Origin of the sequence: Streptomyces sp. NPDC001508 (genome assembly GCF_040298665.1) — a bacterium.
Classification (GTDB): domain Bacteria; phylum Actinomycetota; class Actinomycetes; order Streptomycetales; family Streptomycetaceae; genus Streptomyces.
The window spans coordinates 39,015-60,922 of record NZ_JBEPAP010000017.1; the positions used below are offsets into that span (position 1 = coordinate 39,015).

A 21,908-nucleotide genomic window follows, 5' to 3' on the forward strand; every position below is an offset into this window, starting at 1 on the left:
TGAATGCGGGGCCGCCTACTGGTGGGCCATCTCCTCCTTGAGTGCCGCCACGAACGCGTCCACGTCCTCCTCGGTGGTGTCGAAGGCGCACATCCAGCGCACGACGCCCTCCGCCTCGTCCCAGAAGTAGAACCGGAACCGCTGCTGCAACCGCTCGCCCACCCGGTGCGGCAGCCGGGCGAAGACACCGTTGGCCTGCACCGGATGGCAGATCTCCACCCCGTGCACCGCGCGCACGCCCTCGGCGAGCCGCTGCGCCATCTCGTTGGCGTGCCGCGCGTTGCGCAGCCACAGGTCCTTGGCGAACAACGCCTCCAACTGCACCGAGACAAAACGCATCTTGGAGGCGAGCTGCATGGACATCTTGCGCACATGCTTCATACGGCGCACCGCGTCCTGGTTGATGACGACGACCGCCTCGCCGAACACGGCCCCGTTCTTCGTCCCGCCCAGCGAGAGGATGTCGACGCCGGCGGCATTGGTCAGGGTCCGCAGGGGCACATCCAAAGACGCCGCCGCGTTGGCCAGCCGGGAGCCGTCCAGGTGCACCGTCATGCCGTGCGCGTGGGCGTGCTCGCAGATCGCGCGGATCTCGCCGGGCGTGTAGACGGTGCCCAGCTCCGTGCTCTGGGTGATCGAGACGGCCTGCGGCATCGCCCGGTGCTCGTCCTCCCAGCCGTACGCCTGCCGGTCGATCAGCTCCGGGGTGAGCTTGCCGTCCGGCGTGGGCACGGTGAGCAGCTTCAGTCCCGCCATCCGCTCGGGGGCGCCGCCCTCGTCGACGTTGATGTGCGCGCTCTCGGCGCAGATCACCGCGCCCCAGCGGTCGGTGACCGCCTGGAGCGCGACGACGTTCGCGCCGGTGCCGTTGAAGACCGGGAATGCCTCCGCGGTGGCCCCGAAGTGGCTGCGGACGATCCGCTGGAGGTTGTCGGTGTAGGCGTCCTCGCCGTAGGCGACCTGGTGACCGCCGTTGGCCAGCGCCAGGGCCGCGAGCACCTCGGGATGCGCCCCGGCGTAGTTGTCACTGGCGAAACCGCGGACCTGCGGGTCGTGATGGCGACGGGCGTCGGTCCTCGGAGGGTTCACGGCTTCTCGGTCAGCCACAGACGGTGTCCGTTCACTTCGGCTGCGGGCTTCCGCCAGATCTCGGCGATGGCCTCGGCCAGGTCCCCGACGTCCGTGAAGCCCGCGAACTTGGCGTTGGGGCGTTCGGCTCGCATCGCCTCGTGCACCAGCGCCTTCACCACCAGGATGACAGCCGCCGACGTCGGTCCTTCGGCGCCTCCGGCCTTGCGGAAGTAGTCGGCCATGGCCTGCGTCCATGCCTCGGCGGCGGCCTTGGCGGCGGCGTAGGCCGCGTTGCCCGCGGTGGGCCTGCTGGCACCGGCGGCGCTGATCAGCACGTACCGGCCGCGCTCGCTGCGCTGCAGCGCCTCGTGGAAGGCGAGCGAGGTGTGCTGCACGGTGCGGATGAGCAGCAGTTCGAGGAAGTCCCAGTCGTCGAGGCTGGTCTTGGTGAAGGTCTCGCTGCCGCGCCAGCCGCCGACGAGGTGCACGAGTCCGTCGACCCGGCCGAAGTCCTTCTCGATGTGGGTGGCCCAGTCGCGGGTGGACTGCAGGTCGAGCAGGTCCACCGTGTCGCCGATGACCCTGGCGCCGCCGGAGGCGTAGCGGGCCGCGTCCACGGCCTCCGAAAGCCGCTCCGGGTCGTTGTCCGCTCCGACGACCGTCGCCCCCGCCTCGGCGAGCCTGCGCAGCGCCGCCCGGCCGGCGGGTCCGCCCGCGCCCGCCACCGCGATGACCGCGCCGCTCAGCTCCCCGTTCCCGTTCCCCATCTTCGCCTCCTTAAGCCCGCCGGGTCTCTACGGTGCGGTCGCTCACGCGGCGACCCGCCCGGCGCCGTCCCCCGTGATGCCCCGGGTCGAGGCGATCACGTTCTTCAGTTTCCTGGACAACGCCTCATAGAACATGCTCAGCGGAAACTCGTCCGGAAGCACGTCGTCCACGAGTTTGCGCGGCGGCAGGGTCAGGTCGAGGGCGTCCGGGCCCTTGGCCCACTTGGAGCCCGGGTGCGGGGCGAGGTAGGCGGCGACGAGTTGGTAGCCGGCGAACCAATGGACGAGCTTGGGGCGGTCGATGCCGTCGCGGTAGAGCTTCTCGATCTCGGCGCACAGCTGGTTGGTGACCTGCGGGGCGCGCTCCCAGTCGATGGAGAGCTTGTTGTCGGTCCAGCGGACGACGTCGTGGCGGTGCAGGTACGCGAAGAGGAGCTGACCGCCGAGGCCGTCGTAGTTGCGCACGCGCTCGCCGGTGACCGGGAAGCGGAACATGCGGTCGAAGAGCACCGCGTACTGCACGTCCCGGGCCTGCGCGACACCGTCGGCCGTGAGCTTGACGGCCTCCTTGAAGGCGGTGAGGTCGCAGCGCAGCTCTTCGAGGCCGTACATCCAGAACGGCTGCCGCTGCTTGATCATGAACGGGTCGAACGGCAGGTCGCCGTGGCTGTGGGTGCGGTCGTGCACCATGTCCCACAGTACGAAGGCCTCCTCGCAGCGCTTTTGGTCGTGCACCATCGCGGCGATGTCCTCGGGCAGATCGAGGCCCAGCAGGTCGACGGCCGCCGCGGTCACACGGCGGAAGCGGGCGGCCTCGCGGTCGCAGAAGATGCCGCCCCAGGAGAACCGTTCCGGCGCCTCGCGCACGGCGATGGTCTCCGGGAAGAGGACGGCCGAGTTGGTGTCGTAGCCCGCCGTGAAGTCCTCGAAGGTGATGCCGCAGAACAGCGGGTTGTCGTAGCGGGTGCGCTCCAGTTCGGCCAGCCAGTCGGGCCAGACCATGCGCAACACGACCGCCTCCAGGTTGCGGTCGGGGTTGCCGTTCTGCGTGTACATCGGGAAGACGACCAGGTGCTGGAGGCCGTCGGCGCGCTGTGCGGCGGGCTGGAAGGCCAGCAGCGAGTCCAGGAAGTCGGGCACCCGGAAGCCTTCGCCGGCCCAGCGGCGCAGGTCCTGGACGAGCGCCTGGTGGTAGGCGGCGTCGTGCGGCAGCAGCGGGGACAACCGCTCGACGGCGCCGATGACGCCGCGCACGGCCGCCGCGGCGTCGGCCGGGTCGGGGGCGCCCTCCGCGTCGAAGTCGATCGACCCGTCCTTGGACTGCCAGGGCCGGATCCGTTCCACGGCATCCTTGAGCACGGGCCACGCCGGGTGCTCGATCACCCTGGACGCCGCAGAAGTCTGCTCCCCCGCACCCGCCTGCACAAGAATTTCCGTCATGCCCCAACCTCCACGGGAGAACCTCGCGTAAGGACACCGTATGCATGCGGGGTTTCTCCTAGCAAGAGGAGTCTCGGGAAATTATTCTGCGGCACCGCATCTTCACCGCTGTTTTTCCTGCGATCAACCGCGAGGACGCCCGCTTCCGCTTCGCGCGGCGATTCGGCGCACGGCCGGCGGGACGATGGCGCGGGGCAGGGGCGCGGACCCGCGGGGCAGGGGATCCGGTCGGTCAACCGCGGGCCGGACTCGCCCACGCCAGGGTGACGGCCACCCGGGGGTACGGGCGAGGAACCGCGCCGCCCGTCACCCCGATCCCCCGTGTACGCGCGGGTTCAACGGCAGACCCGGCGGTTAGGCTGCGATTCCGCCGCGTGGACAACGACGTCCGTCCGGTCCGCGCGTGTGCCGAGCCGCCGTCGACGGAAAGCGAGTCGAACCTTGAACCTCCTTACCATCGGTCACCGCGGGGTCATGGGTGTAGAGCCCGAGAACACCCTCCGTTCCTTCGTCGCCGCCCAGCAGGCCGGCCTCGACGCCATCGAACTCGATCTGCACCTGAGCAAGGACGGTGCCCTCGTCGTCATGCACGACGCGGAGGTGGACCGCACGACCGACGGCACCGGCCCGATCGCCGAGAAGACCCTCGCCGAGCTGCGCACGCTCGACGCGGGCCGGGGCGAGCGCGTCCCGGTGTTCGAGGACGTCCTGGACGCCGTGAAGGCGCCACTGCAGGCCGAGATCAAGGACGTGGCGGCGGCCCGCGCGCTGGCCGACGTGCTGCTCCGGCGGGACCTGGCCCACCGGGTGGAGGTCTCCTCGTTCCACGACGAGGCGATCACCGAGATCGCGCGGCTGGTGCCGGGCGTGCGCACCGCGCTCATCGCCGGCCGTTACGGCACGGACGTCGTGGCACGCGCCGTCGCCGCCGGCGCCGCGACGGTCTGCCTCGACATCCGGCGCCTGACCCTGGAAGTCGTGGAACACGCCCGCAAGGCGGACCTCAGGATCATCGGCTGGGTGGTCAACACCCAGGAACACCTGCGGCTGGTGCGGGCCCTGGAACTGGACGGCGCGACGACGGACTACCCTCAGATCAAGCGCACCGGCCGGTTCACGGCGTGAGCGTCAGTGGAGTTCCTTGACCAGCAGCTCGAAGCGCAGGTCGTCGCGGCGCGGGATGCCGAAGCGCTCGTCGCCGTACGGGAACGGCGTCATCCGTCCCGTACGGCGGTAGCCGCGGCGCTCGTACCAGGCGATGAGGTCCTCGCGCACGGAGATCACCGTCATATGCATCTCCGTGACGGCCCAGGTCTCGCGGGCCTGCCGCTCCGCCTCCGCGAGGACCAGCTTGCCGAGGCCCGCTCCCTGCTCGCCGGGGCTGACCGCGAACATCCCGAAGTAGGCGTGGTCGCCGCGGTGTTCGAGCTGGCAGCAGGCGACCGGCCGGCCCTCGCGCCACACCGTCAGCAGCCTGCTGTCGGGCGACTTGATCACCTCCAGCACGCCCTCGGGATCGGTGCGCTGGCCCTCCAGGATGTCCGCCTCGGTGGTCCACCCGGCCCGGCTGGCCTCGCCGCGGTAGGCCGATTCGATCAGCGCGACCAGTACGTCGACATCGGCGTCGATAGCGTCGCGGAAAGTGAGTCCGGTGGCGGCGGTGTCCATGGGCAGGGGTCTCCGATCTGGGACGGCTCGGCTCGGACGAGGTTGACGTACTCCTCGGCCCGAAGTCCAGGGATTCCGGCCCGGGTCGTCCGACCCTTCCGGGGCTTCCTGCTTCGCCGCGCTGCGCGGGCGCGTGCGCTGGAAGCGCGCGGGGCGTGCGTCGCGTCGCGGGCGGGATGCCGACGACAGGGCCTAGGGTGCGGGCGCATGGTGCATGTACTGAGCAGTCGGACGCTTCTGCGGCCCACCGACCCCGAGCGTTCCCGGGTCTTCTACGGCGAGCAACTCGCCCTCGCCGTCTACCGCGAGTTCGGCACGGGTCCCGAGCGCGGGACGGTCTACTTCCTCGGCGGCGGCTTCCTGGAGGTGTCCGGGCGGTCCGACACCCCGCCGTCCCCGGCGCTGCAGCTGTGGCTCCAGGTCGAGGACGCGACGGCGGCGCACGCGGAGCTGCGCGCGAAGGGCGTGCAGATCGTCCGCCCGCCGGTGCGGGAGCCGTGGGGCCTGATCGAGACATGGATCGCCGACCCGGACGGCGTCCGCATCGTCCTGGTCCAGGTACCGGCGGACCATCCCCTGCGGTACCGGCCGTGAGTCCGGCGGGGCCCCGCTGCCGCCTGCCGTCGGCCGGCCCGGCACGCTCGCTCGGGCCCGTCCTGACTCCGGGAAGGCGGCGGTGACCGGGTGTCAGGCGCGCAGGGCGCCCATCCGGCCCTCCAGACGGCTCAGCAACTCGGCGAGCAGTCCGGCCAGTTCGTCCTGGCCCTCGGGGGCGAGGACGGCCAGGACGGCCGTCTCGTAGGCGAGTTGTTCGGGCAGGATGCCGTCGACCAGGGCCCGTCCGGAGTCGGTGAGGCGGACGTGGGCGACGCGGCGGTCGCGGGTGTCGCCGCGCCGCTCGACCAGGCCGCGTTCGGTCAGCTGCTTGAGGCGTTTGGTGACGGCGGCGCCCGAGGAGAAGGTCTCCCGGGCCAGCTCGCTCGGGGTCAGCTCGTGCCCGGTGCGGCGCAACGCGCCGAGCAGGTCGAACTCGGGGCGGCTGAGGCCGGCCCGGCGCAGTGGCGCGTCCTCGGCCTGCTGGAGCAGGGCGGCGCAGCGGTTGATGCGCCCGATCACCTCCATGGGGCCGGTGTCCAGGTCGGGGTGGACGGTCCGCCACTGCCGGACGACCGCGGCGACCGTGTCGCCGCCCGCCGCGTTGCTGCCGCCCGCCGTGTCGTACCCGGCCGCGGGTCGTCCGTTGGTCGCCGTCATGGCCGTCCGTCCTCCGTTGTCGCTGTCGTCCGGGCCTGTGGCACCGCCCGCGGCCGCCCGGCCGGCTGCTCGGCGCTCGGGGCGGTCCCGGCGTGCGGCCCCTGGTGCCGTACCGTCGCGGCGAGCGTACGGTGTCCGGACCGCTCGGCGAGCACGACCCGCTCCTGGGGCAGGGCCCGCTGCCACCACTCTCCGGACGCGGCGTCCACCGTGGCCCGCAGGTCGGCGAGCGCACCGGCGAGCGCACGCCGGGCGGTCTCCAGGTCGCGGGGCGCGGGCCGTGGCTCGGCGAGCAGCCGCGCGGCGTGTTCCCTGGCCCGCTCGACGGCCGTCAGCGCCTGCTCGACGCGGTCGCCGGCGCGGCGGTTGGTGACGACGACGGCCGCCGCGAATCCGACCAGGGCGCCCACGACGGTGTCCAGCACCCGGTCGGTGATCAGCTCCGCGGAGTCCTGGGTCCGGGTGAACTCGGTGATGAGCAGCGCCATCGGGGTGACGCAGACGCTGCCGAGCCAGTAGTTGCGGCCCATCAGGGCCTCGGCGCCGAAGGTGCAGGCGAGGCAGCACAGCACCAGGGCCAGCGGGTGCAGGTGCGCGACGGGTTCGACCGCGGCGAAGACCAGGACACCGACGAGGTTGCCGACGACGCGCTGGATGCCGCGCCGCCAGGTGAGGGCGATGTTGGCCTGGTAGAGGGCGGCCGCGGTGACCAGGGCCCAGTAGGGGCGGCCGACGCCGAGGGCGAGGGAGGCGTATCCGGCGAGGGCGCAGCCGAGGGCGGTGCGGACGGCGAGCGGGGCGAGCGGCGCGAGTCGGCGGCGCAGCGGGCGGTGCGGGGCGGCGCTCTCGGCGGCCACGCCGAGCAGTTCCTCTTCGGCCGCCGCCGGGAGGCCGGCCCGCGGCACGCGTCCGGTGCCGCGCAGGCCGCGGGCCCAGGCGCGCAACTGGTCCGGGTCCGCGTCCGCGGGTGCGGCGAGCGCGACCTCGGCGCGGACGACGAGGCGTTCCAGAGCGCGCCGGGTGCGGTCGGTGGGGGCCCCGGTGGACAGCAGCGACTGCCAGGCGCTCTGCACGGCGGCGGCCGTCGCCGCCCTGGCCGCCGTATGCCCGTCGCCGGTGCCGCCGGCGGCGGCGTAGTCGGCGGCGGCGTAGTCGGCGGCGGCGTAGTCGGCGGCGGTGTGCAGGGCGTGGGCGGTGGCGCGCCGCTCGGGGCCGTGCGGGCGCAGCAGTCCGGGTGCCATGCCGACCAGCCAGGCCAGGGCGCCCGCGGCCAGGGCCAGACCGACGTGGCCGGGGGTCTGGCCGAGGGTCTGCGGGGCGAACAGCGAGGCGGAGCTGATGAAGGTCAGGATCACATTCCCCGGCGGGCCGATGCGGGTGGCGTCGCAGAGCGTCTTGTGCACGGCGGCCATCAGCGCGCCGACGGTGACCAGGACCACCGGGTCCGTGGTCAGGGATGCGGCGACGAGGGCGACCGCGAGGCCGCCGACCATGCCGAGCACCACCCAGGCGAGGGCCCGGGCGCGGGCGGCGTAGGGGCGGTTGTGGGCGTAGAGCGCGCACAGGGAACCGGCCATCGTGTACACGGCCAGGTCGAGGCGGCCGAGCGCGAGCAGGGTCAGGTTCGGCGGGCCGGCCGCGGCGACCGCGCTCAGCGCGGGCTTGAACCAGATGTCGGACGGCCGGCCGAGGCGCAGCACCCCGGCGAGGGGAAGGCGGGCGGGGGTGGTCGCACTGCTCATCCGACCAACTTAGCATGTATTTTACTCGTAAAGTAAATCTCCCTGTACGTTGGCAGCGACCTGCCTCACCTGCCGCGCTCTGCCGAATGCTCCCCGTGTACGCCTTTGCGCTTGCGTGCGCGCCTCGTACCCGGGGCATCGCACCCTCGACGGCACGGCGAGCGCCGGGCGGGGACCAGGAACGGGGAGGGCGTGTGCACGGACCGGCTTCAGCGGGCTGGCTGCTGGTCGCGCTGTGCGCGCTCACCGGCGCCTACTGCCTGCTGCGGATGCGCAGCGCCGTACCGGAACAGCGGCGCTCGGCGGGCGGCGAGGCGCTCATGGGCTTCGGCATGGCGGCGATGGCCGTGCCCACCACGGTGTTCACCCCACCGTCGTGGGCGTGGCCCGGGTACGCGATCGTGTTCGGCGCGGCCGGGCTGCGCGCCCTGTGGGCGGCGCGCAGCAGACCGCATCATCTGCACCATGTCGTGGGCGCCGCCGCGATGGTCTACATGGCGGCCGTGATGGCCGCCGCCCCCGGCTCCGCCCACCACGCGCACGGCGGCGGAGTCCCCCTGGTGACCGGGCTACTGCTCCTCTACTTCACCGGCTATGTGCTGCTGTCGGGCGTGCGCCTGGTCCCGGTCGCCGCGGCGGCGGGCGGTGGCCCCGGCTGGGGCGACCGCCCGGAACTGGCGCTGGCCTGCCGGTTGTCGATGGCCATCGGGATGACGGCGATGCTGCTGACGCTCTGACCCGGAACCCGCCGAGCACGCCCCGACGCCGGGCGCGAACGTTGTCTGCGTCACTTTGCGGCGAGGGACCGTACCCCTGAGCGGTCCACCGCTCATAGGGTGCTGACCATGATGGTCCCCGCGGCACTGCTGCTGCTCGGCGCGCTGACCGCCGTCGTCGCCCCCCGGCTGCTCGCGCGGGCCGACTGGCCGGACCGGGAACCGGTGGTCGCCCTGTGGGTGTGGCAGTGCGTCGTGGCGGCCGTACTGCTGTGCTGCGCCCTGTCGATGACGCTGAGCGCTGCCGCCGCCTGGCAGGCGGTCCGCGGGCATGTCTTCGCCCCGGCACCGCGCGCCGTCGTCGACGCCTACGCGCTCGGCGCGGCCGGCCCCTGGGCGGCGGCGACCGCGCTGGCGCTGGCCGGCGCGGGCCTGTGGAGCGGCGCGATGCTGGTCCGCGAGGTGCTGCGGGCCAGGGCGCGGCGCCGCCGGCGGCGGGCCCAACTCCTCGTGCGCTCCCCGCTGTTGCCCGGTGAGGAACCGGTGGGCGGCCGACTCGTCGTGCTGGAGGGCGAGCGGCCCGGCGCCTGGTGGCTGCCCGGCGCGGCACCGCAACTCGTCGTCACCACGGCCGCGTTGCGCCGTCTGAAGGGGCGGCAGCTGGATGCCGTGCTCGCCCACGAGCAGGGTCACGCCATGGCCCGGCACGACTGGCTGCTGCACTGCTCGGACGCGCTCGCGGACGGTTTTCCGCAGGTGCCGGTGTTCGCCGCGTTCCGCGACGAGATGCACCGGCTGGTCGAACTGGCCGCCGACGACATGGCATCGCGTCGCTTCGGCCGGCTCACCACCGCGCTGGCCCTCGTCGAACTCAACGAGGACCGCGGGGTGTTCGGCCCCGGTCCCGCCCCGCAGGCCCATGTCCCGCAGCGTGTGCACCGGCTGCTTTCGCCCCCGGACCGGCTGACCGCGATGCGCCGGCTGCGCCTGACGGCCGCCGCGGCGCTGGCGCCGGTGATCCCGGTGCTGGTGACGCTGGTGCCGGGGCTGCGGGCACTCGGCTGACCCGCTCCGCCCGCCCGCGCCCCGCGTCCGCGAAGATCACCCCATGCGCCGAACCTCCACGGACTCCCCGCCCCCTGCCTGGGACCATCGCACCACCGTCCGCACGACCCGCGTCGCCCTCGCCCTGGCGGCCTGCTCCGCCGTGCTGCTCGCCCTGGTCGCGGCCGAGTGGCGCCCCCTGGTCGCGCTGGACGGCGACATCGCCCGCACCACACACCGCTGGGCGGTCACGGAGCACGGCCTCACCCGCACCTCGCGGATCCTGACGGACTGGGTGTGGGACCCGCTGACCATGCGGCTGGTGTGCGCGGCGGCGGCCGGGTGGCTGGTGTGGCGCCGCAGGGCCTGGTGGACGGCGCTGTGGCTGGCGGTGGTCTGCGCGCTGGGCGCGGCACTCCAGCAGTCCCTGAAGGCCGCCGTGGGCCGTCCCCGTCCCGTCTGGCCGGACCCCGTGGACTCGGCGCACTACGCGGCCTTCCCGTCCGGGCACGCCATGACCGCCACGGTGGTCTGCGGGCTGCTGTTGTGGCTGCTGCGCCACCGGGGCGCGGGACGGACCGTGTGGCGCGCTGCCGTCGCCGTGGCCGCGGTCTGTGTGCTGGGCGCCGGGCTGACCCGGGTGTGGCTCGGCGTGCACTGGCCCTCGGACGTGCTGGGCGGCTGGCTGCTCGGCGCGCTCGTCGTGGCGCTCGCGGCGCTGGTGTACGCAAGGGGCCTGGAACGGGGCGGTGGACCGGGCACCGCGCACCGGTAAGATCCCCGCATGCCTGCCGTGCTGTTCGACTTCTCCGGGACCCTCTTTCGCGTCGAGTCCACCCAGTCGTGGCTGCGGGCCGTCCTCGCCGAGGCGGCCCTGACGCTGACCGAACCGGAGCTGACCGAGGCGGCGCGGGCGCTGGAGACGGCCGGTGCGCTGCCGGGGGGGCGCGGCACCGGCGCGGCTGCCCGAGGATCTGGCCGAGCTGTGGGCCGTCCGCGACAAGAGCGCCGAGCTGCACCGGGCGGCCTACACGGCCGTGTCCCGTCGCGTGCCGCTGCCCGATCCGGGACTGCACGACGCGCTGTACGAGCGGCACATGTCCCCGGCCGCCTGGTCCCCGTACCCGGACACCGCCGAGGTGCTGCGCACGCTCCAGGAGCGTGGTGTGCCGGTCGCCGTGGTCAGCAACATCGGCTGGGACCTGCGTCCGGTGTTCCGCGCGCACGGCCTGGACCCGTATGTGGACGCGTACGTCCTGTCGTACGAGCACGGTGTGCAGAAGCCCGACCCGCGGCTGTTCTCCATGGCCTGCGAGGCGCTCGGCGCGCCACCGGCGCAGGCCCTGATGGTCGGCGACAGCCGGCCGGCCGACGGCGGCGCCGCGGCACTGGGCTGCCGGGTGCACTTCGTGGACCATCTGCCGGTGGCCGAGCGGCCGGACGCGCTGCTGCCGGTGCTGGAGCTGGTGGGCGGGTCCGGCCGGCCGGTTCAGCACCGGTAGTCCCCGACCTGGGACGACGGCCGCACCCGCGCGTCGTCCGGGTTCTCGCCGGACTCGGACTCGGCCCCGCGCCGGTGCAGCAGGTCCCGGCACTGGTCGAGTCCGCGCTCCGGTTCACCGAGTTGCCGCCGCTCCGTGGCGCCGCCGATCTCGCCGGACGCGAGCGATTCCCGCAGCTTGCGCTCGCCCTCGACCCTCTCGGGATCCTGGCCAGGATCCGTCGGTCCTGTTCCGTGTCCACCCGCCTCCTCGGCTCGCCGCCCGTGCCCACGGCAGAGACGGGCGGGCCGCTGTGCGAGACGGGTACGGAAAGGGTGCGGCCCCCTCGTACCGGAAGTGCCGGACAGGGCACGCCGCCCGCCGAGGCGATCCCCCGCGTCGCCCCGGACGGACGGCAGCCCTGGACAGGCCCGTGCATCGGCAGGGCCTGTTGCGTTGAGTATAGTTGGCTGGCAGCCAGTCAACGCAGGAGTTACAGCATGTCCCCGCGCAGCGCCTCGGTCAATGAAGAGTTGCGGCGGCGTTCGCGCGAGCGGCTTCTGCAGGCCGCGGTCGAGCTGGTGGGCGAACACGGATTCGAGGCCACGACCCTCGGTGCCATCGCGGACCGGGCGGGCTCAGCCCGCGGACTGGTGTCGTACTACTTCCCCGGCAAGCGCCAGCTCGTGCAGTCCGCCGTGCACCGGTTGATGCACCGCACGCTGGAGGAGGCGCTGGAGCGCGAGCCGCACACCGAGGACGGCCGGGAGCGACTGGCGAGGGCCATCGACGCGATCCTGGGGCTGGCACGCGACCGGCCCGTCCTGATGCGCCAGCACATGGCCGGACTGTTGCAGGCCGAGGGTTTCGTCCAGTGTCCCGAGCAGCGGCGGCTGTCCGAGCTGCTGAGCGACACGGTGGGCCGGTACGGCTCCCACGACGTCACCGCCGACTACCCCATGCTGCGCGCGCTGCTCATGGGCGCGGTGTACGCGGCGCTGGTGCCGGGCGTGCCCATGCCGGTCCCGGTGCTGCGGGCCGAGTTGTTCGAGCGCTACCGGCTCGACTGGGAGATGGGCGTTCCGCCGGACGCCGCGGCGGCGCCGGGCGGCAGGTGCGCCTCGGATCTGTCGCGGTTCTTCGCCACCGGCGAGGAACCGGCGGGCCGGCCCGAGGAATCGGACCGGCCCCGTCTACCGGATCCGGCTCATCGGCCGAAGTAGTCCGGCTGCGTCTGGACGTTGAGTTCGTCCAGCCGGATCCGGGCCGCCGGATCCGTGCGCCGGTCGCTGAGCTTCAGGACGTCGAAGCCCTTGGCGATGTCGTTCGAGTAGATGTAGCCGTTGTAGTAGTACGCCGACCAGGAACCGCCGACCGCGAGCTGATCGGTGGTGAGCGGGCCGCGCTCGAAGTAGCCGATCTCCTTCGGCTTCGACGAGTTGGTGAAGTCCCAGACGGAGACGCCGCCCTGGTACCACGCCTGGACCATGATGTCCCTGCCCTTGACCGGGATCAGCGAGCCGTTGTGGGCGACGCAGTTCTCGGTGTCCGCCTGGTGGCGCGGGATCTTGTAGTAGCTACGGAAGACCAGCTTGCGGTGGTCGCCCTTGCCGACGATGTCGTAGATGCCGTCCGCGCCGCGGTTCGGGCCGATGGCCGCGTTGCAGGTGGCCGCGCCGCCGCCGCCCAACTCGTCGGTGAACACCACCTTGTCGGCCTTCTGGTTGAAGGTCGCCGAGTGCCAGAACGCGAAGTTCACGTTGTCCTGGACCTGGTCGATGACCTTCGGGTGCTCCGGGTCCTTGATCGACAGCAGGATGCCGTCGCCCATGCAGGCACCGGCCGCCAGGTCCTGCGAGGGCAGGACCGTGATGTCGTGGCAGCCGGTGGTCTTGGACACGCCCGGGTTGGTGGGCGCGCCCGGGTTGCCGCCGCCGTCGGGTCCCTCCCCCGGGAAGAGCACCGGGAAGTCGATGACCGCCGCCTTCTCCGGGTGGCCGCGCGGCACCTTGATGACGGAGATGCCGTCGTGCGGCGGCCGGCAGTCGGGGTAGGCGGCGTTCGGCGAGTACGAGGAGACGTAGATGTAGACGTTCTTGCGTTCGGGCACCAGCGAGTGGGTGTGCGAGCCGCAGGCGGTCTCGACGGCGGCGACGTACTTCGGGTTCTTCTTGTCGCTGATGTCGAAGACCTTCATGCCCTCCCAGGAGGACTTCTCGGTCGCGGGCTGGGTGGTGCTGTTGCAACTGCTGTCGCTGCGCGAGGAGTCGGTGGACAGGAAGAGCAGGTTGCCGGAGACCGAGACGTCGTTCTGCGAGCCCGGGCACAGCACCTGGGCGACCGTCTTGGGCGCCTTCGGGTTGCTGATGTCGAAGACGCGGAAGCCGTCGTAGTTGCCGGCGAAGGCGTACCTGCCCTGGAAGGCGAGGTCCGAGTTCGTCCCCGGGAGCGCGTCCTTGGGGATGTTGGTCAGATGCTCGATGTTGGCGGAGTGGACGACCTCGTCCTGGCCGGGTATCTCACCGCTCGCGATGGCGTCGCGCACCTCGGCCCGGGCGCTCGCGGACAGGTCGTCCCGCACGGCCGTGCCGTCCCCCGGGTCGGGGGTCGCGACGGCCGGACGGGCCGTCAGCAGCGCCGCGAGGAGCCCCACGGCCGCAGCGGCAACACCCAAGTGTCTGCGCCGCGTTCGGGCTTCGTTCAACAGGATCACTGTTTCCTCCCTGGTTCCGTTCACGTCGGAACGGGTCACGCACCACTCGAAGTATCGTCTTCATCATGGACATATCAACAGGGGGCAACGAACTCGTAATGAAGGCTTTTGATCAGTGAGCCGCCATAGGGTGCCAGAACGTTCCTCGGCACTCACCATGGGTCGGCCAGCAGCCACCCACCACGCCTGCCACAGGAGGTCGTCGTGCCCCACCACCGAGCGTCCCTAGCGTCCCTCGCCACAGCCTCGCTGGCCGCGCTCGCCGCGCTCGCCGCGCTCTGGCTCACCGGCTGCGACTCCGGTTCGGAGGCCGAGTCGCCCGCGTCGGCCGGGCCTTCGGTCCTCGTGCCGGGAGAGCCGGGTGAGCAGAACCGCACTCTGTCCGCCGCGGACGCCGCCGAGCAGCGCGCCGAGGACGACTCGCCCAACTCGGCGGACGTCGACTATGCGCGGATGATGATCCGGCATCACTCCCAGGCCCTGGAGATGACCGAACTCGTCCCGGACCGCGCCGAGTCGTCCAAGGTCGAGCGGCTGGCCGAGCGGATCGCCGCGGCCCAGGGCCCGGAGATCTCCGCCATGCGGGACTGGCTGACCTCGCACGGCAAGGACGAGCGGCCCGAGGGACACGACCACGCCGCGATGCCGGGGATGGCGACCGAGGCGCAGCTGAAGAAGCTCCGCGCGGCACGCGGCACGGCGTTCGACGAGCTGTTCCTGACGCTGATGATCACCCATCATGAGGGCGCGATCACCATGGCGACCGACGTCAAGGGGCAGGGCAACAACATCCGGATCGAGGAGATGGCCGACGACGTGGTCGCCCAGCAGACCAGCGAGATCGCCCGCATGCGAGCCATGCAATGACGCCGAGCACCCACGCACACGCCGGGACGGACGGGCCGGCACCACACGCCAGACCGGCCCGACGGCACGCGTGAGGTGGGGTGCCCACACGGTGCGGGGCCGGTGCCCCACATGGCGCAGGGCCGGTGCCCCACACGGTGCGGGGTCGGCGCTCGGCAAGGCCCGAGGCCTGCGCTCGGCATGACGTGGGGTCGGCGCCATGCGCCATGCGGGGTCGAGCCATGCGTACGACCGGATCGACGGCGCGCGTGAGGCGGGACCGATTCACCCTCGGACCGGGCCGCCCCACCCGTGAGGTCGGACCCGACGGCGCGCGTGAGCGGGGCCGAACCACCCTCCGACTGGGCCGGTCCCGCCCGTCGGGGCGGACCGACGGCGGGTGGGAGGCGGGGGTCGGCGGCATGCGCGCCGTGGTGGTCAGCGGCGTGCGTGGCGTGGGGGGAGGAGGCCCGCGTCACGGGCCTGTGCGATCAGGACGAGCGACTTGCGGCGCCCGTACCCGGTCGCGGACATCACCGCGAGGACGGGATCCGCGCCCTCCTCCTGCGCGGCCCGGTACGCGCGGGCGACCTGTCGGCGTCCCTCCTCGCCGCGCGGCCAGGCCGGGCGGGCCCGGGCCGCCGTCGCCGTCCCGCCCTCGCCGCCCGGCTCGGCGCCGAGCCCGCACGCCTGGAGCAGCGGCTCCTCGATCCAGTCGGCCAGCACCGTCAGGTCGTCCGGGGACAGCGCGGGCCGGGCCCGGACGTCCTCGAAGAAGACGCATCCCTCGCAGACCACGGCGAGCACATCGATCCGGGCGCCGTCGGCGAAGGCCAGTCGGACGGTGAACCACGACGCGGCGCTCTCGTTCTCCCGTACCTCCCACGCGGGCCCCACCGACACCGTGCCGTCCGCGGGGCGACGGTCGGAAAGATCAAGAAAGGATGCTTCCAGCACACACGCAAAGTAACCGCATGATCACATCCCGGCGGCAACAGACACGCACGCCCGTCACCCCGCCGGACCCTGTCAGCGGGCCCCCGGCGGTGCAATGCTGGAGCCACCAGCGCCCCTGCGCCTCCCGGGGTTAGGAGTCCGCCGTGTTGCGTGTCGCCGTCGTCGGTTCCGGGCCGAGTGGGTGCTACACCGCCCAGAGCCTGGTCCAGCAGGACCCCGATGTGCTCGTGGACGTCCTGGACCGGCTGCCGTGCCCGTACGGACTGGTGCGCTACGGCGTGGCCCCGGACCACGAGAAGATCAAGTCGCTGCAGCAGAACCTGCGGGCGGTCCTGGAGGAGGACCGAGTGCGGTTCCTGGGCGGCGTCCGGGTCGGCGGCCCCGGCGGGCCGGACGTGGCGCGGCTGCGCGGGCTGTACCACGCGGTCGTGTACTGCGTGGGGGCCGCCGCCGACCGGCACCTCGGCATTCCGGGCGAGCACCTGCCGGGCAGTTGGTCGGCGACCGAGTTCGTGGCCTGGTACAGCGCGCACCCGGACGCCGCCGACGCCGGTTTCCTGCGGGACGCCCGGTCGGCCGTGGTCATCGGCGTCGGCAACGTCGCGGTGGACGTCACGCGGATGCTGGTCCGCGCCGCGGCGGAGCTGAGCCCGACCGACATGCCGCAGGACGCGCTGACCGCGCTCGCGGCGAGCCGGGTGTCCGAGGTCCTGATGGCCGGCCGGCGCGGGCCCTCGCAGGCGCGTTTCACCACGAAGGAGCTGCGCGAGCTGGGCGCGCTGCCCGGCACCGATGTCGGCGTGGACCCCGCCGAGCTGGCCATGGATCCGGCGTACGCCGATCCGTCCGGGCTGCCCGCGCCGCGGCGCCGCAATCTGGACGTGCTGCGCGACTGGGCGGCGCGGGAGCCCGGCGGCGCGGCGCGCCGGATCGGGCTGCGCTTCTTCCTGCGCCCCGTGGAACTGCTCGGCGACGGCGGGCGGGTGGCCGCGGTCCGCTTCGAGCGTACGGAGCCGGACGGCCGTGGCGGGGTGACGGGGACCGGCCGGTTCGAGACCGTCGAGGCCCAATTGGTGCTGCGGTCGGTCGGCTATCGCGGGCTGCCGCTCGCGGGGCTGCCGTTCGACGCGGCCGACGGCACGGTGCCGAACGAGCGGGGCCGCGTGCTGCGCGACGGGGTGCCGAGTCCGGGTGAGTATGTGGCCGGATGGATCAAACGCGGCCCGACGGGGGTCATCGGCACCAACCGTCCGTGTGCCAAGGAGACGGTCGCCGCCCTGCTCGCGGACGCGCCCGCGCTGCTGCGCCGGGAGCTGCCGCGTGATCCCGCGCGGGCGCTGCGGGCCGAGGGGATCGAGCCGGTCGAGTGGGCGGGCTGGCGGGCGATCGAGCGGGCCGAGGCGGAACTGGGGGCGCGGCTCGGCCGACGCGTGGTCAAGCTGGCCGACTGGGACTCGCTTCTGGCGGCGGCCCGCGCGACGGCCCCGTAGTCGGACGAACCGCGTTCCCGCGAAGGCCGGTTCAGCCGCCCGGGACGAGCCGGGCGGCCTGCCGGGCGGCAGCGGCGAGAAGGCTGTCGAGCAGCCCGGGGAAGAGATCGTCCAGGTCGCCCTTGCGCAGGCCGTTCATCTTGGCCGTGCCCCGGTAGACCTGCCGGATCACCCCCGACTCGCGCAGCACCCGGAAGTGGTGCGTGGAGGTCGACTTGGAGAAGATCGTGGCCAACGACGAGGCGGACGCGGTGCTGCTGGGCCGTGAACTGCTGCGCAACCCGTCCTGGGCGCGGCACGCCGCACGGCAGTTGGGCGCCGTGGTGCGGGTGCCGGACCAGTACCACCGCTCGGTGTGAACACGGCGGGGCCGCTCGCGGCCGGAACGGCCCCGCCGGACCGCCGTATCCACGCGGGCCGAGGTGCGGCCTGTTCCTGACGCGCCGGGTCGTCGTGGACGCGGATCCCTGGGCATGGGCCCGGACGACGATCTGCTCCTACCGGGCGATCAGGTCGTCGTCGGCGGCGGCGGCACGCTGGGCGTCTCGGGCTTCGCGGCGCAGAACCTCGGCGCCTTCGTCCGCTCCTGCGACAACCGCCGGACCCGGTACGTGTCGTCCGGCATCACCTACGGGTGAGCCCGCCGGACGGCGAGAGAGCGCGGAGGGCCGTCACCGCGGGTAGCGGCCCTCGGCGCTGCCCCGGCCGCTCACCGCTCCGGTGAGTTCGTGCTGGTAGTCCGTGTACGCGGTGCGCAGCGCGGTGCCCGGCCAGTCGGCGGGCAGCAGGGCGGGCGGCAGCACGGGGTCGGTGAGGAGGTGGCGTACGACCGCGGCGGAGCCGGTGAGGCGGTCCGCGGGACGGTCCGCCCGGGCCACGTGGGCGAGCAGGGCGCGGCCGGTGGCGGCCCAGGCGTCGAGCGGCCACAGGAGGGCGACCAGCTCGCGCGGCGGGCGCTCCGGCCGCGCGGTGTAGTGCTGGGCCGCCCGCTCCAGGTCGTCCGGCAGCGGGCGGTCGAGGTTCGCGGGCCGCAGCCATACGCCCTCGCGGAGTTCGGCCAGCCGCAGGGCGGTCAACCGGGCGCGCAGGTCGGCGCGTTCGGCGGGGCCGCGGCCGGTCGCCGTGATCACCACCATCTCCCAGTCGCCGTCCCACGCGCGCGTGCCGGGATGCAGCGCGTCGTCCTGACGGCGCTGCCGGGCCAGCAGCCGGTCGCTGAGGCCGTAGACGGTGTCCGTGCGCCGCAGGTCACCGGCGCTCGCCATCCGGCTGAGCGCCGCCCGCAGGGTGGAGCCGCTGACCCCGAAGGGCTCGACCAGCCGCACGAGGTCCTTGACCGGCAGCCGCGGCGGATGGGCGCCGAGCAGCAGGCTCAGCACCACCGACCGGGCGGACAGCGGCCTCAGGGCCGGCTCGCCGGGCTGCACCGGCACGTTCATCCGCATGGGCATGTACAGGCGACTTCCTGCTGTACGGGCGACTTCCTGTTGCAATATTGCTACAGCCGCTGAGTGAGTGCAACATGGCCGTATGGTCTCGACACCCGCTTCCGCGCAGCCGCGGCACGCCACCCATGACGTCACCAACCAGGCCCCTCCGTCGGCCCCGTACGACGCCTCCGAGGACCCGGCCCTGCTGGAGGGTCTGCGCCGGGAGGGTGCGGGCTGGGCCGAGGAGGAGATACGGCGCCTCGGCCGGCGGGCCGGCAGCGCCGAGGCGCAGGAGTGGGGCGAACTGGCCAACCGGCACGAGCCCGTGCTGCGCACCCATGACCGGTACGGCAACCGGATCGACGAGGTCGAGTTCCATCCCGCCTGGCACCATCTGATGCGGGTCGCGGTCGGCGCGGGCCTCGCGGGCGCGCCCTGGGCCGACGCCCGGCCCGGCGCCCACGTCGCCCGCACGGCGGGCGGGCTGGTGTGGGGGCACGCGGAGGCCGGACACGGCTGCCCGACGTCGATGACGTACGCGGCCGTCCCCGCGCTGCGCGCCCAGCCGGACCTCGCCAAGGTCTACGAACCGCTGCTGACCGGCCGGGAGTACGACCCGGTGCTGCGCGTACCCACCGACAAGCCCGGCCTGCTGGCCGGGATGGGCATGACCGAGAAGCAGGGCGGCTCCGACGTCCGGACCAACACCACCGCGGCCACCCCCACCGCCGAGCCCGGCGTGTACACGCTGCGCGGGCACAAGTGGTTCACCTCGGCGCCGATGTCCGATGTCTTCCTGGTGCTGGCCCAGGCCCCGGGCGGGCTGTCCTGCTTCCTGGTGCCGCGCGTGCTGCCGGACGGCAGCCGCAACACGTTCCGCATCCAGCGGCTCAAGGACAAGCTGGGCAACCGTTCCAACGCCTCCTCCGAGCCGGAGTTCGATGAGACCGTGGCCTGGCTGGTCGGCCCGGAGGGCCGGGGCGTCAAGACGATCATCGAGATGGTCAACTGCACCCGTCTGGACTGTGTGATGTCGTCGGCCACCCTGATGCGCAGGACCCTTGTGGAGGCGGGGCACCATGCCCGCCACCGCAGCGCGTTCGGCGCGCGGCTGCTCGACCAGCCGCTGATGCGCAACGTCCTCGCCGATCTCGCGCTGGAGTCGGAGGCCGCCACGACGCTCACGCTGCGGCTGGCCGGTGCGGCGGACCGCGCGGTGCGCGGGGACGAAGGAGAGCGGGCGTTCCGGCGGATCGCGACCGCCGTCGGCAAGTACTGGGTCACCAAGCGGGGTCCGGCCTTCACGGCGGAGGCCCTGGAGTGCCTGGGCGGCAACGGCTACGTGGAGGAGTCGGGCATGCCGCGGCACTACCGGGAGGCGCCGCTGCTGTCGATCTGGGAGGGCTCCGGGAACGTCAACGCGCTCGACGTGCTGCGGGCACTCGGCCGGGAGCCGGGCGCGGCGGACGCCCTGTTCGCCGAACTCGCCCTGGCGCGCGGGGCGGACGCCCGGCTGGACGCGGCCGTCGCCCGGCTCAAGGACCGGTTGGCCGAGACCGACCAGGTGGGCGCGCGCCGGCTGGTCGAGGCGATGGCCCTGGCACTCCAGGCATCCCTGCTGGTCCGGTACGCCCCGGCCGCGATCGCCGACGCGTTCTGCGCGTCCCGGCTGGGCGGGGACTGGGGACACGCGTTCGGCACGCTGCCCGCCGGGTCCGCCCTGAACACCATCCTGGACCGCGCGCTACCCGACGCGGCCTGACCACACGCCGACCACCGAACCTCCACACGAGGCACCGGGCCGAACACCGGGCCGCCGGACCCGGAGCACCGAACCTCCGGACCAGGCACCGGCCCGGGCACCGGACCCCCAGGCCAGGTACCGGGCCGCCGGGACGTCCGGTGCTCCGGGTCCGGGGGCCGGGCCGCGTCCCTCACCGCCGGGCCTCCTCTCTCGTTCAAAGACCATGGTCGCCGCGTGCGGCTCCCGGGCTCATCGCCCGGGGGTGGCTGGCCGAAATTCGCCTTGGGTGTTCCTACGGGTGACTGGCGGCATCGCTCTGACCTGCGGTGATTCCGAGGTGGGGGTGATTGTCAGTGGTGGGGTGCACACTGGCCGGTGTCTGAGGACCAGCTGTGCGACGACACCCCGGAGGTGATCGGCATGACCGAGGTACTGCTCGCCGCGGGCACCCGCAAGGGCCTGTTCATCGGGCGCCGACGGGAGGACGCCTGGGCGTTCGACGAGAGCCCCTACTTCAACGCGCAGGCGATCTACTCGGTCGCCATCGACACCCGCGGCGGCAGCCCACGCCTGCTCGCCGGCGGCGACAGCTCCCACTGGGGCCCGTCCGTCTTCCACTCCGACGACCTGGGCCGCAGTTGGACCGAACCCGCCAGGGCCGCCGTCAAGTTCCCCAAGGACACCGGGGCGTCGCTGGAGCGGGTGTGGCAACTGCACCCGGCGGCCGCGGAACCGGACGTGGTGTACGCGGGCACGGAACCGGCGGCGCTGTACCGCTCAGAGGACCGCGGCGAGAGCTTCGAACTGGTCCGGCCCCTGTGGGAGCACCCCACCCGGGACCGGTGGGTGCCGGGCGGCGGCGGAGAGGGACTGCACACCGTCGTCACCGACCGGCGCGATCCCAAGGCGGTGACCGTGGCGGTCTCCACGGCCGGCGTGTTCCGCACCACGGACGGCGGTGCGAGCTGGGCCCCGTCCAACTCCGGCGTGTCCGCGGTGTTCCTGCCGGATCCGGACCCGGAGTTCGGCCAGTGCGTCCACAAGATCGCACAGGACGCGGGCAGCCCGGACCGGCTGTATCTGCAGAACCACTGGGGCGTGTACCGCAGCGACGACTCCGGCGCGCACTGGACGGACATCGGCGAGGGGCTGCCGTCCACCTTCGGCTTCGCGGTGGCGGCCCACCCGCACCGCGCCGGCACCGCGTACGTCTTCCCGATCAACGCCGACGCCGACCGGGTGCCCGCCGACCGCCGCTGCCGGGTCTTCCGCACGGCGGACGCGGGCAGAAACTGGGAACCGCTGACGGCCGGCCTGCCCTCGGAGGACCACTACGGGACGGTGCTGCGGGACGCGCTGTGCACCGACGGCGGCGACCCGGCGGGCGTGTACTTCGGCAACCGCAACGGCGAGGTGTTCGCGTCGGCCGACGACGGCGACAGCTGGCGCCAGTTGGCGTCCCATCTGCCGGATGTGCTGTGTGTACGGGCCGCGGTCCTCGACTGAGGCCACGGCCGGAGAAGGAGGGGGGTGTCGACCGTGCGG

The 21,908-nt window shown here is 73.2% G+C and carries 21 protein-coding genes and 3 pseudogenes; 13 read left to right on the plus strand and 11 right to left on the minus strand.

The window, feature by feature from the left end:
• Positions 1-15 precede the first annotated feature (15 nt).
• From ABT245_RS17640 to ABT245_RS17650, 3 genes are read right to left on the minus strand one after another with little or no spacing between them, the layout of a single operon-like run.
• Positions 16-1,089 carry a threonine aldolase family protein gene (locus tag ABT245_RS17640; RefSeq protein ID WP_351734469.1) on the minus strand — a complete coding sequence of 358 codons (1,074 nt, stop codon included), beginning with the start codon at positions 1,087-1,089 and terminating at the stop codon, positions 16-18.
• Entirely contained in the window at positions 1,086-1,838 is a 753-nt protein-coding gene (locus ABT245_RS17645) for an SDR family NAD(P)-dependent oxidoreductase (protein WP_351734471.1), read from the minus strand. Before ABT245_RS17645 ends, ABT245_RS17640 begins: the two co-directional genes overlap by 4 nt.
• Positions 1,839-1,880: 42 nt before the next feature.
• On the minus strand, positions 1,881-3,278 hold the full coding sequence (locus ABT245_RS17650) for a DUF6421 family protein (protein ID WP_351734473.1): 1,398 nt from the start codon (positions 3,276-3,278) through the stop codon (positions 1,881-1,883).
• Positions 3,279-3,719: 441 nt separating this feature from the next.
• Here ABT245_RS17650 and ABT245_RS17655 point away from each other — a divergent pair, with 441 nt between their 5' ends.
• Positions 3,720-4,403 carry a glycerophosphodiester phosphodiesterase gene (locus ABT245_RS17655; RefSeq protein WP_351734475.1) on the plus strand — a complete coding sequence of 228 codons (684 nt, stop codon included), beginning with the start codon at positions 3,720-3,722 and terminating at the stop codon, positions 4,401-4,403.
• Between the two features lie 3 nt (positions 4,404-4,406).
• On the opposite strand, the gene ABT245_RS17660 is transcribed toward ABT245_RS17655, so the two are convergent.
• On the minus strand, positions 4,407-4,946 hold the full coding sequence (locus ABT245_RS17660) for a GNAT family N-acetyltransferase (protein WP_351734477.1): 540 nt from the start codon (positions 4,944-4,946) through the stop codon (positions 4,407-4,409).
• 207 nt (positions 4,947-5,153) lie between these two features.
• Here ABT245_RS17660 and ABT245_RS17665 point away from each other — a divergent pair, with 207 nt between their 5' ends.
• Complete coding sequence (locus ABT245_RS17665; RefSeq protein WP_351734479.1) at positions 5,154-5,540, plus strand: VOC family protein; 387 nt, start codon at positions 5,154-5,156, stop codon at positions 5,538-5,540.
• Positions 5,541-5,633: 93 nt separating this feature from the next.
• On the opposite strand, the gene ABT245_RS17670 is transcribed toward ABT245_RS17665, so the two are convergent.
• On the minus strand, positions 5,634-6,200 hold the full coding sequence (locus tag ABT245_RS17670; protein WP_351734481.1) for a MarR family winged helix-turn-helix transcriptional regulator: 567 nt from the start codon (positions 6,198-6,200) through the stop codon (positions 5,634-5,636).
• Positions 6,197-7,942: an FUSC family protein gene (locus tag ABT245_RS17675; RefSeq protein ID WP_351734483.1), complete on the minus strand. Its 1,746-nt coding sequence runs from the start codon at positions 7,940-7,942 to the stop codon at positions 6,197-6,199. Before ABT245_RS17675 ends, ABT245_RS17670 begins: the two co-directional genes overlap by 4 nt.
• A gap of 194 nt (positions 7,943-8,136) precedes the next feature.
• Here ABT245_RS17675 and ABT245_RS17680 point away from each other — a divergent pair, with 194 nt between their 5' ends.
• From ABT245_RS17680 to ABT245_RS17695, 4 genes and pseudogenes are all read left to right on the plus strand, one after another.
• Positions 8,137-8,679, plus strand: coding sequence for a DUF5134 domain-containing protein (locus tag ABT245_RS17680; RefSeq protein ID WP_351734485.1), 543 nt, complete (start codon positions 8,137-8,139; stop codon positions 8,677-8,679).
• 108 nt (positions 8,680-8,787) lie between these two features.
• Positions 8,788-9,723, plus strand: a complete 936-nt coding sequence (locus ABT245_RS17685) for a M56 family metallopeptidase (RefSeq protein WP_351734487.1) — start codon at positions 8,788-8,790, stop codon at positions 9,721-9,723.
• Positions 9,724-9,766: 43 nt separating this feature from the next.
• A complete protein-coding gene (locus ABT245_RS17690; protein WP_351734489.1) occupies positions 9,767-10,477 on the plus strand; it encodes a phosphatase PAP2 family protein in 711 nt (236 codons plus the stop codon).
• Between the two features lie 9 nt (positions 10,478-10,486).
• Positions 10,487-11,204, plus strand: a pseudogene (locus ABT245_RS17695) (HAD family hydrolase).
• On the opposite strand, the gene ABT245_RS17700 reads toward ABT245_RS17695, so the two are convergent.
• Complete coding sequence (locus ABT245_RS17700; RefSeq protein WP_351734491.1) at positions 11,192-11,776, minus strand: DUF2630 family protein; 585 nt, start codon at positions 11,774-11,776, stop codon at positions 11,192-11,194. The pseudogene ABT245_RS17695 and the gene ABT245_RS17700 overlap by 13 nt on opposite strands.
• On the opposite strand from ABT245_RS17700, the gene ABT245_RS17705 reads away from it, so the two are divergent.
• A complete protein-coding gene (locus ABT245_RS17705) occupies positions 11,684-12,406 on the plus strand; it encodes a TetR/AcrR family transcriptional regulator (protein ID WP_351734493.1) in 723 nt (240 codons plus the stop codon). The two genes, ABT245_RS17700 and ABT245_RS17705, sit on opposite strands and share 93 nt — an antisense overlap.
• Here the strand turns inward: ABT245_RS17705 and ABT245_RS17710 are convergent.
• Positions 12,391-13,896: an LVIVD repeat-containing protein gene (locus ABT245_RS17710; RefSeq protein ID WP_351734495.1), complete on the minus strand. Its 1,506-nt coding sequence runs from the start codon at positions 13,894-13,896 to the stop codon at positions 12,391-12,393. The genes ABT245_RS17705 and ABT245_RS17710 overlap by 16 nt on opposite strands.
• A 204-nt stretch (positions 13,897-14,100) precedes the next feature.
• Between ABT245_RS17710 and ABT245_RS17715 the strand changes: the two genes are divergently transcribed.
• Positions 14,101-14,763 (plus strand): DUF305 domain-containing protein, encoded by a 663-nt coding sequence (locus ABT245_RS17715; RefSeq protein WP_351734497.1) that lies wholly within the window; start codon positions 14,101-14,103, stop codon positions 14,761-14,763.
• 417 nt (positions 14,764-15,180) lie between these two features.
• Here the strand turns inward: ABT245_RS17715 and ABT245_RS17720 are convergent, their stop codons facing one another.
• On the minus strand, positions 15,181-15,645 hold the full coding sequence (locus ABT245_RS17720) for a DUF6214 family protein (RefSeq protein WP_351734632.1): 465 nt from the start codon (positions 15,643-15,645) through the stop codon (positions 15,181-15,183).
• A gap of 197 nt (positions 15,646-15,842) precedes the next feature.
• Here ABT245_RS17720 and ABT245_RS17725 point away from each other — a divergent pair, with 197 nt between their 5' ends.
• Positions 15,843-17,189, plus strand: coding sequence for an FAD-dependent oxidoreductase (locus tag ABT245_RS17725; protein WP_351734499.1), 1,347 nt, complete (start codon positions 15,843-15,845; stop codon positions 17,187-17,189).
• 31 nt (positions 17,190-17,220) lie between these two features.
• On the opposite strand, the pseudogene ABT245_RS17730 reads toward ABT245_RS17725, so the two are convergent.
• A pseudogene (locus tag ABT245_RS17730) lies at positions 17,221-17,409 on the minus strand (helix-turn-helix domain-containing protein); the annotation flags it as partial.
• On the opposite strand from ABT245_RS17730, the pseudogene ABT245_RS17735 reads away from it, so the two are divergent.
• Positions 17,408-17,548 (plus strand): annotated as a pseudogene (locus ABT245_RS17735) (NADH:flavin oxidoreductase/NADH oxidase); the annotation flags it as partial. The pseudogenes ABT245_RS17730 and ABT245_RS17735 overlap by 2 nt on opposite strands.
• A 114-nt stretch (positions 17,549-17,662) precedes the next feature.
• Entirely contained in the window at positions 17,663-17,827 is a 165-nt protein-coding gene (locus ABT245_RS17740) for a hypothetical protein (protein ID WP_351734501.1), read from the plus strand.
• A 33-nt stretch (positions 17,828-17,860) separates the two neighbouring features.
• On the opposite strand, the gene ABT245_RS17745 is transcribed toward ABT245_RS17740, so the two are convergent.
• Positions 17,861-18,634: a PaaX family transcriptional regulator C-terminal domain-containing protein gene (locus ABT245_RS17745; protein ID WP_351734634.1), complete on the minus strand. Its 774-nt coding sequence runs from the start codon at positions 18,632-18,634 to the stop codon at positions 17,861-17,863.
• Between the two features lie 85 nt (positions 18,635-18,719).
• On the opposite strand from ABT245_RS17745, the gene ABT245_RS17750 reads away from it, so the two are divergent.
• Together ABT245_RS17750 and ABT245_RS17755 are read left to right on the plus strand one after the other, a co-directional pair.
• Positions 18,720-20,381 carry an acyl-CoA dehydrogenase family protein gene (locus tag ABT245_RS17750; RefSeq protein ID WP_351734503.1) on the plus strand — a complete coding sequence of 554 codons (1,662 nt, stop codon included), beginning with the start codon at positions 18,720-18,722 and terminating at the stop codon, positions 20,379-20,381.
• Positions 20,382-20,783: 402 nt separating this feature from the next.
• A complete protein-coding gene (locus tag ABT245_RS17755) occupies positions 20,784-21,869 on the plus strand; it encodes a WD40/YVTN/BNR-like repeat-containing protein (RefSeq protein ID WP_351734636.1) in 1,086 nt (361 codons plus the stop codon).
• Positions 21,870-21,908: the final 39 nt, after the last annotated feature.

Coding starts and splice junctions, on each gene's coding strand:
- ABT245_RS17645 (WP_351734471.1), bottom strand. CDS start 1,838: ATGGGGAACGGGAACGGGGAGCTGAGCGGCGCGGTCATCGCGGTGGCG.
- ABT245_RS17650 (WP_351734473.1), bottom strand. CDS start 3,278: ATGACGGAAATTCTTGTGCAGGCGGGTGCGGGGGAGCAGACTTCTGCG.
- ABT245_RS17660 (WP_351734477.1), bottom strand. CDS start 4,946: ATGGACACCGCCGCCACCGGACTCACTTTCCGCGACGCTATCGACGCC.
- ABT245_RS17665 (WP_351734479.1), top strand. CDS start 5,154: ATGGTGCATGTACTGAGCAGTCGGACGCTTCTGCGGCCCACCGACCCC.
- ABT245_RS17670 (WP_351734481.1), bottom strand. CDS start 6,200: ATGACGGCGACCAACGGACGACCCGCGGCCGGGTACGACACGGCGGGC.
- ABT245_RS17675 (WP_351734483.1), bottom strand. CDS start 7,942: ATGAGCAGTGCGACCACCCCCGCCCGCCTTCCCCTCGCCGGGGTGCTG.
- ABT245_RS17685 (WP_351734487.1), top strand. CDS start 8,788: ATGATGGTCCCCGCGGCACTGCTGCTGCTCGGCGCGCTGACCGCCGTC.
- ABT245_RS17690 (WP_351734489.1), top strand. CDS start 9,767: ATGCGCCGAACCTCCACGGACTCCCCGCCCCCTGCCTGGGACCATCGC.
- ABT245_RS17705 (WP_351734493.1), top strand. CDS start 11,684: ATGTCCCCGCGCAGCGCCTCGGTCAATGAAGAGTTGCGGCGGCGTTCG.
- ABT245_RS17740 (WP_351734501.1), top strand. CDS start 17,663: ATGGGCCCGGACGACGATCTGCTCCTACCGGGCGATCAGGTCGTCGTC.
- ABT245_RS17745 (WP_351734634.1), bottom strand. CDS start 18,634: ATGCGGATGAACGTGCCGGTGCAGCCCGGCGAGCCGGCCCTGAGGCCG.
- ABT245_RS17750 (WP_351734503.1), top strand. CDS start 18,720: ATGGTCTCGACACCCGCTTCCGCGCAGCCGCGGCACGCCACCCATGAC.
- ABT245_RS17755 (WP_351734636.1), top strand. CDS start 20,784: ATGACCGAGGTACTGCTCGCCGCGGGCACCCGCAAGGGCCTGTTCATC.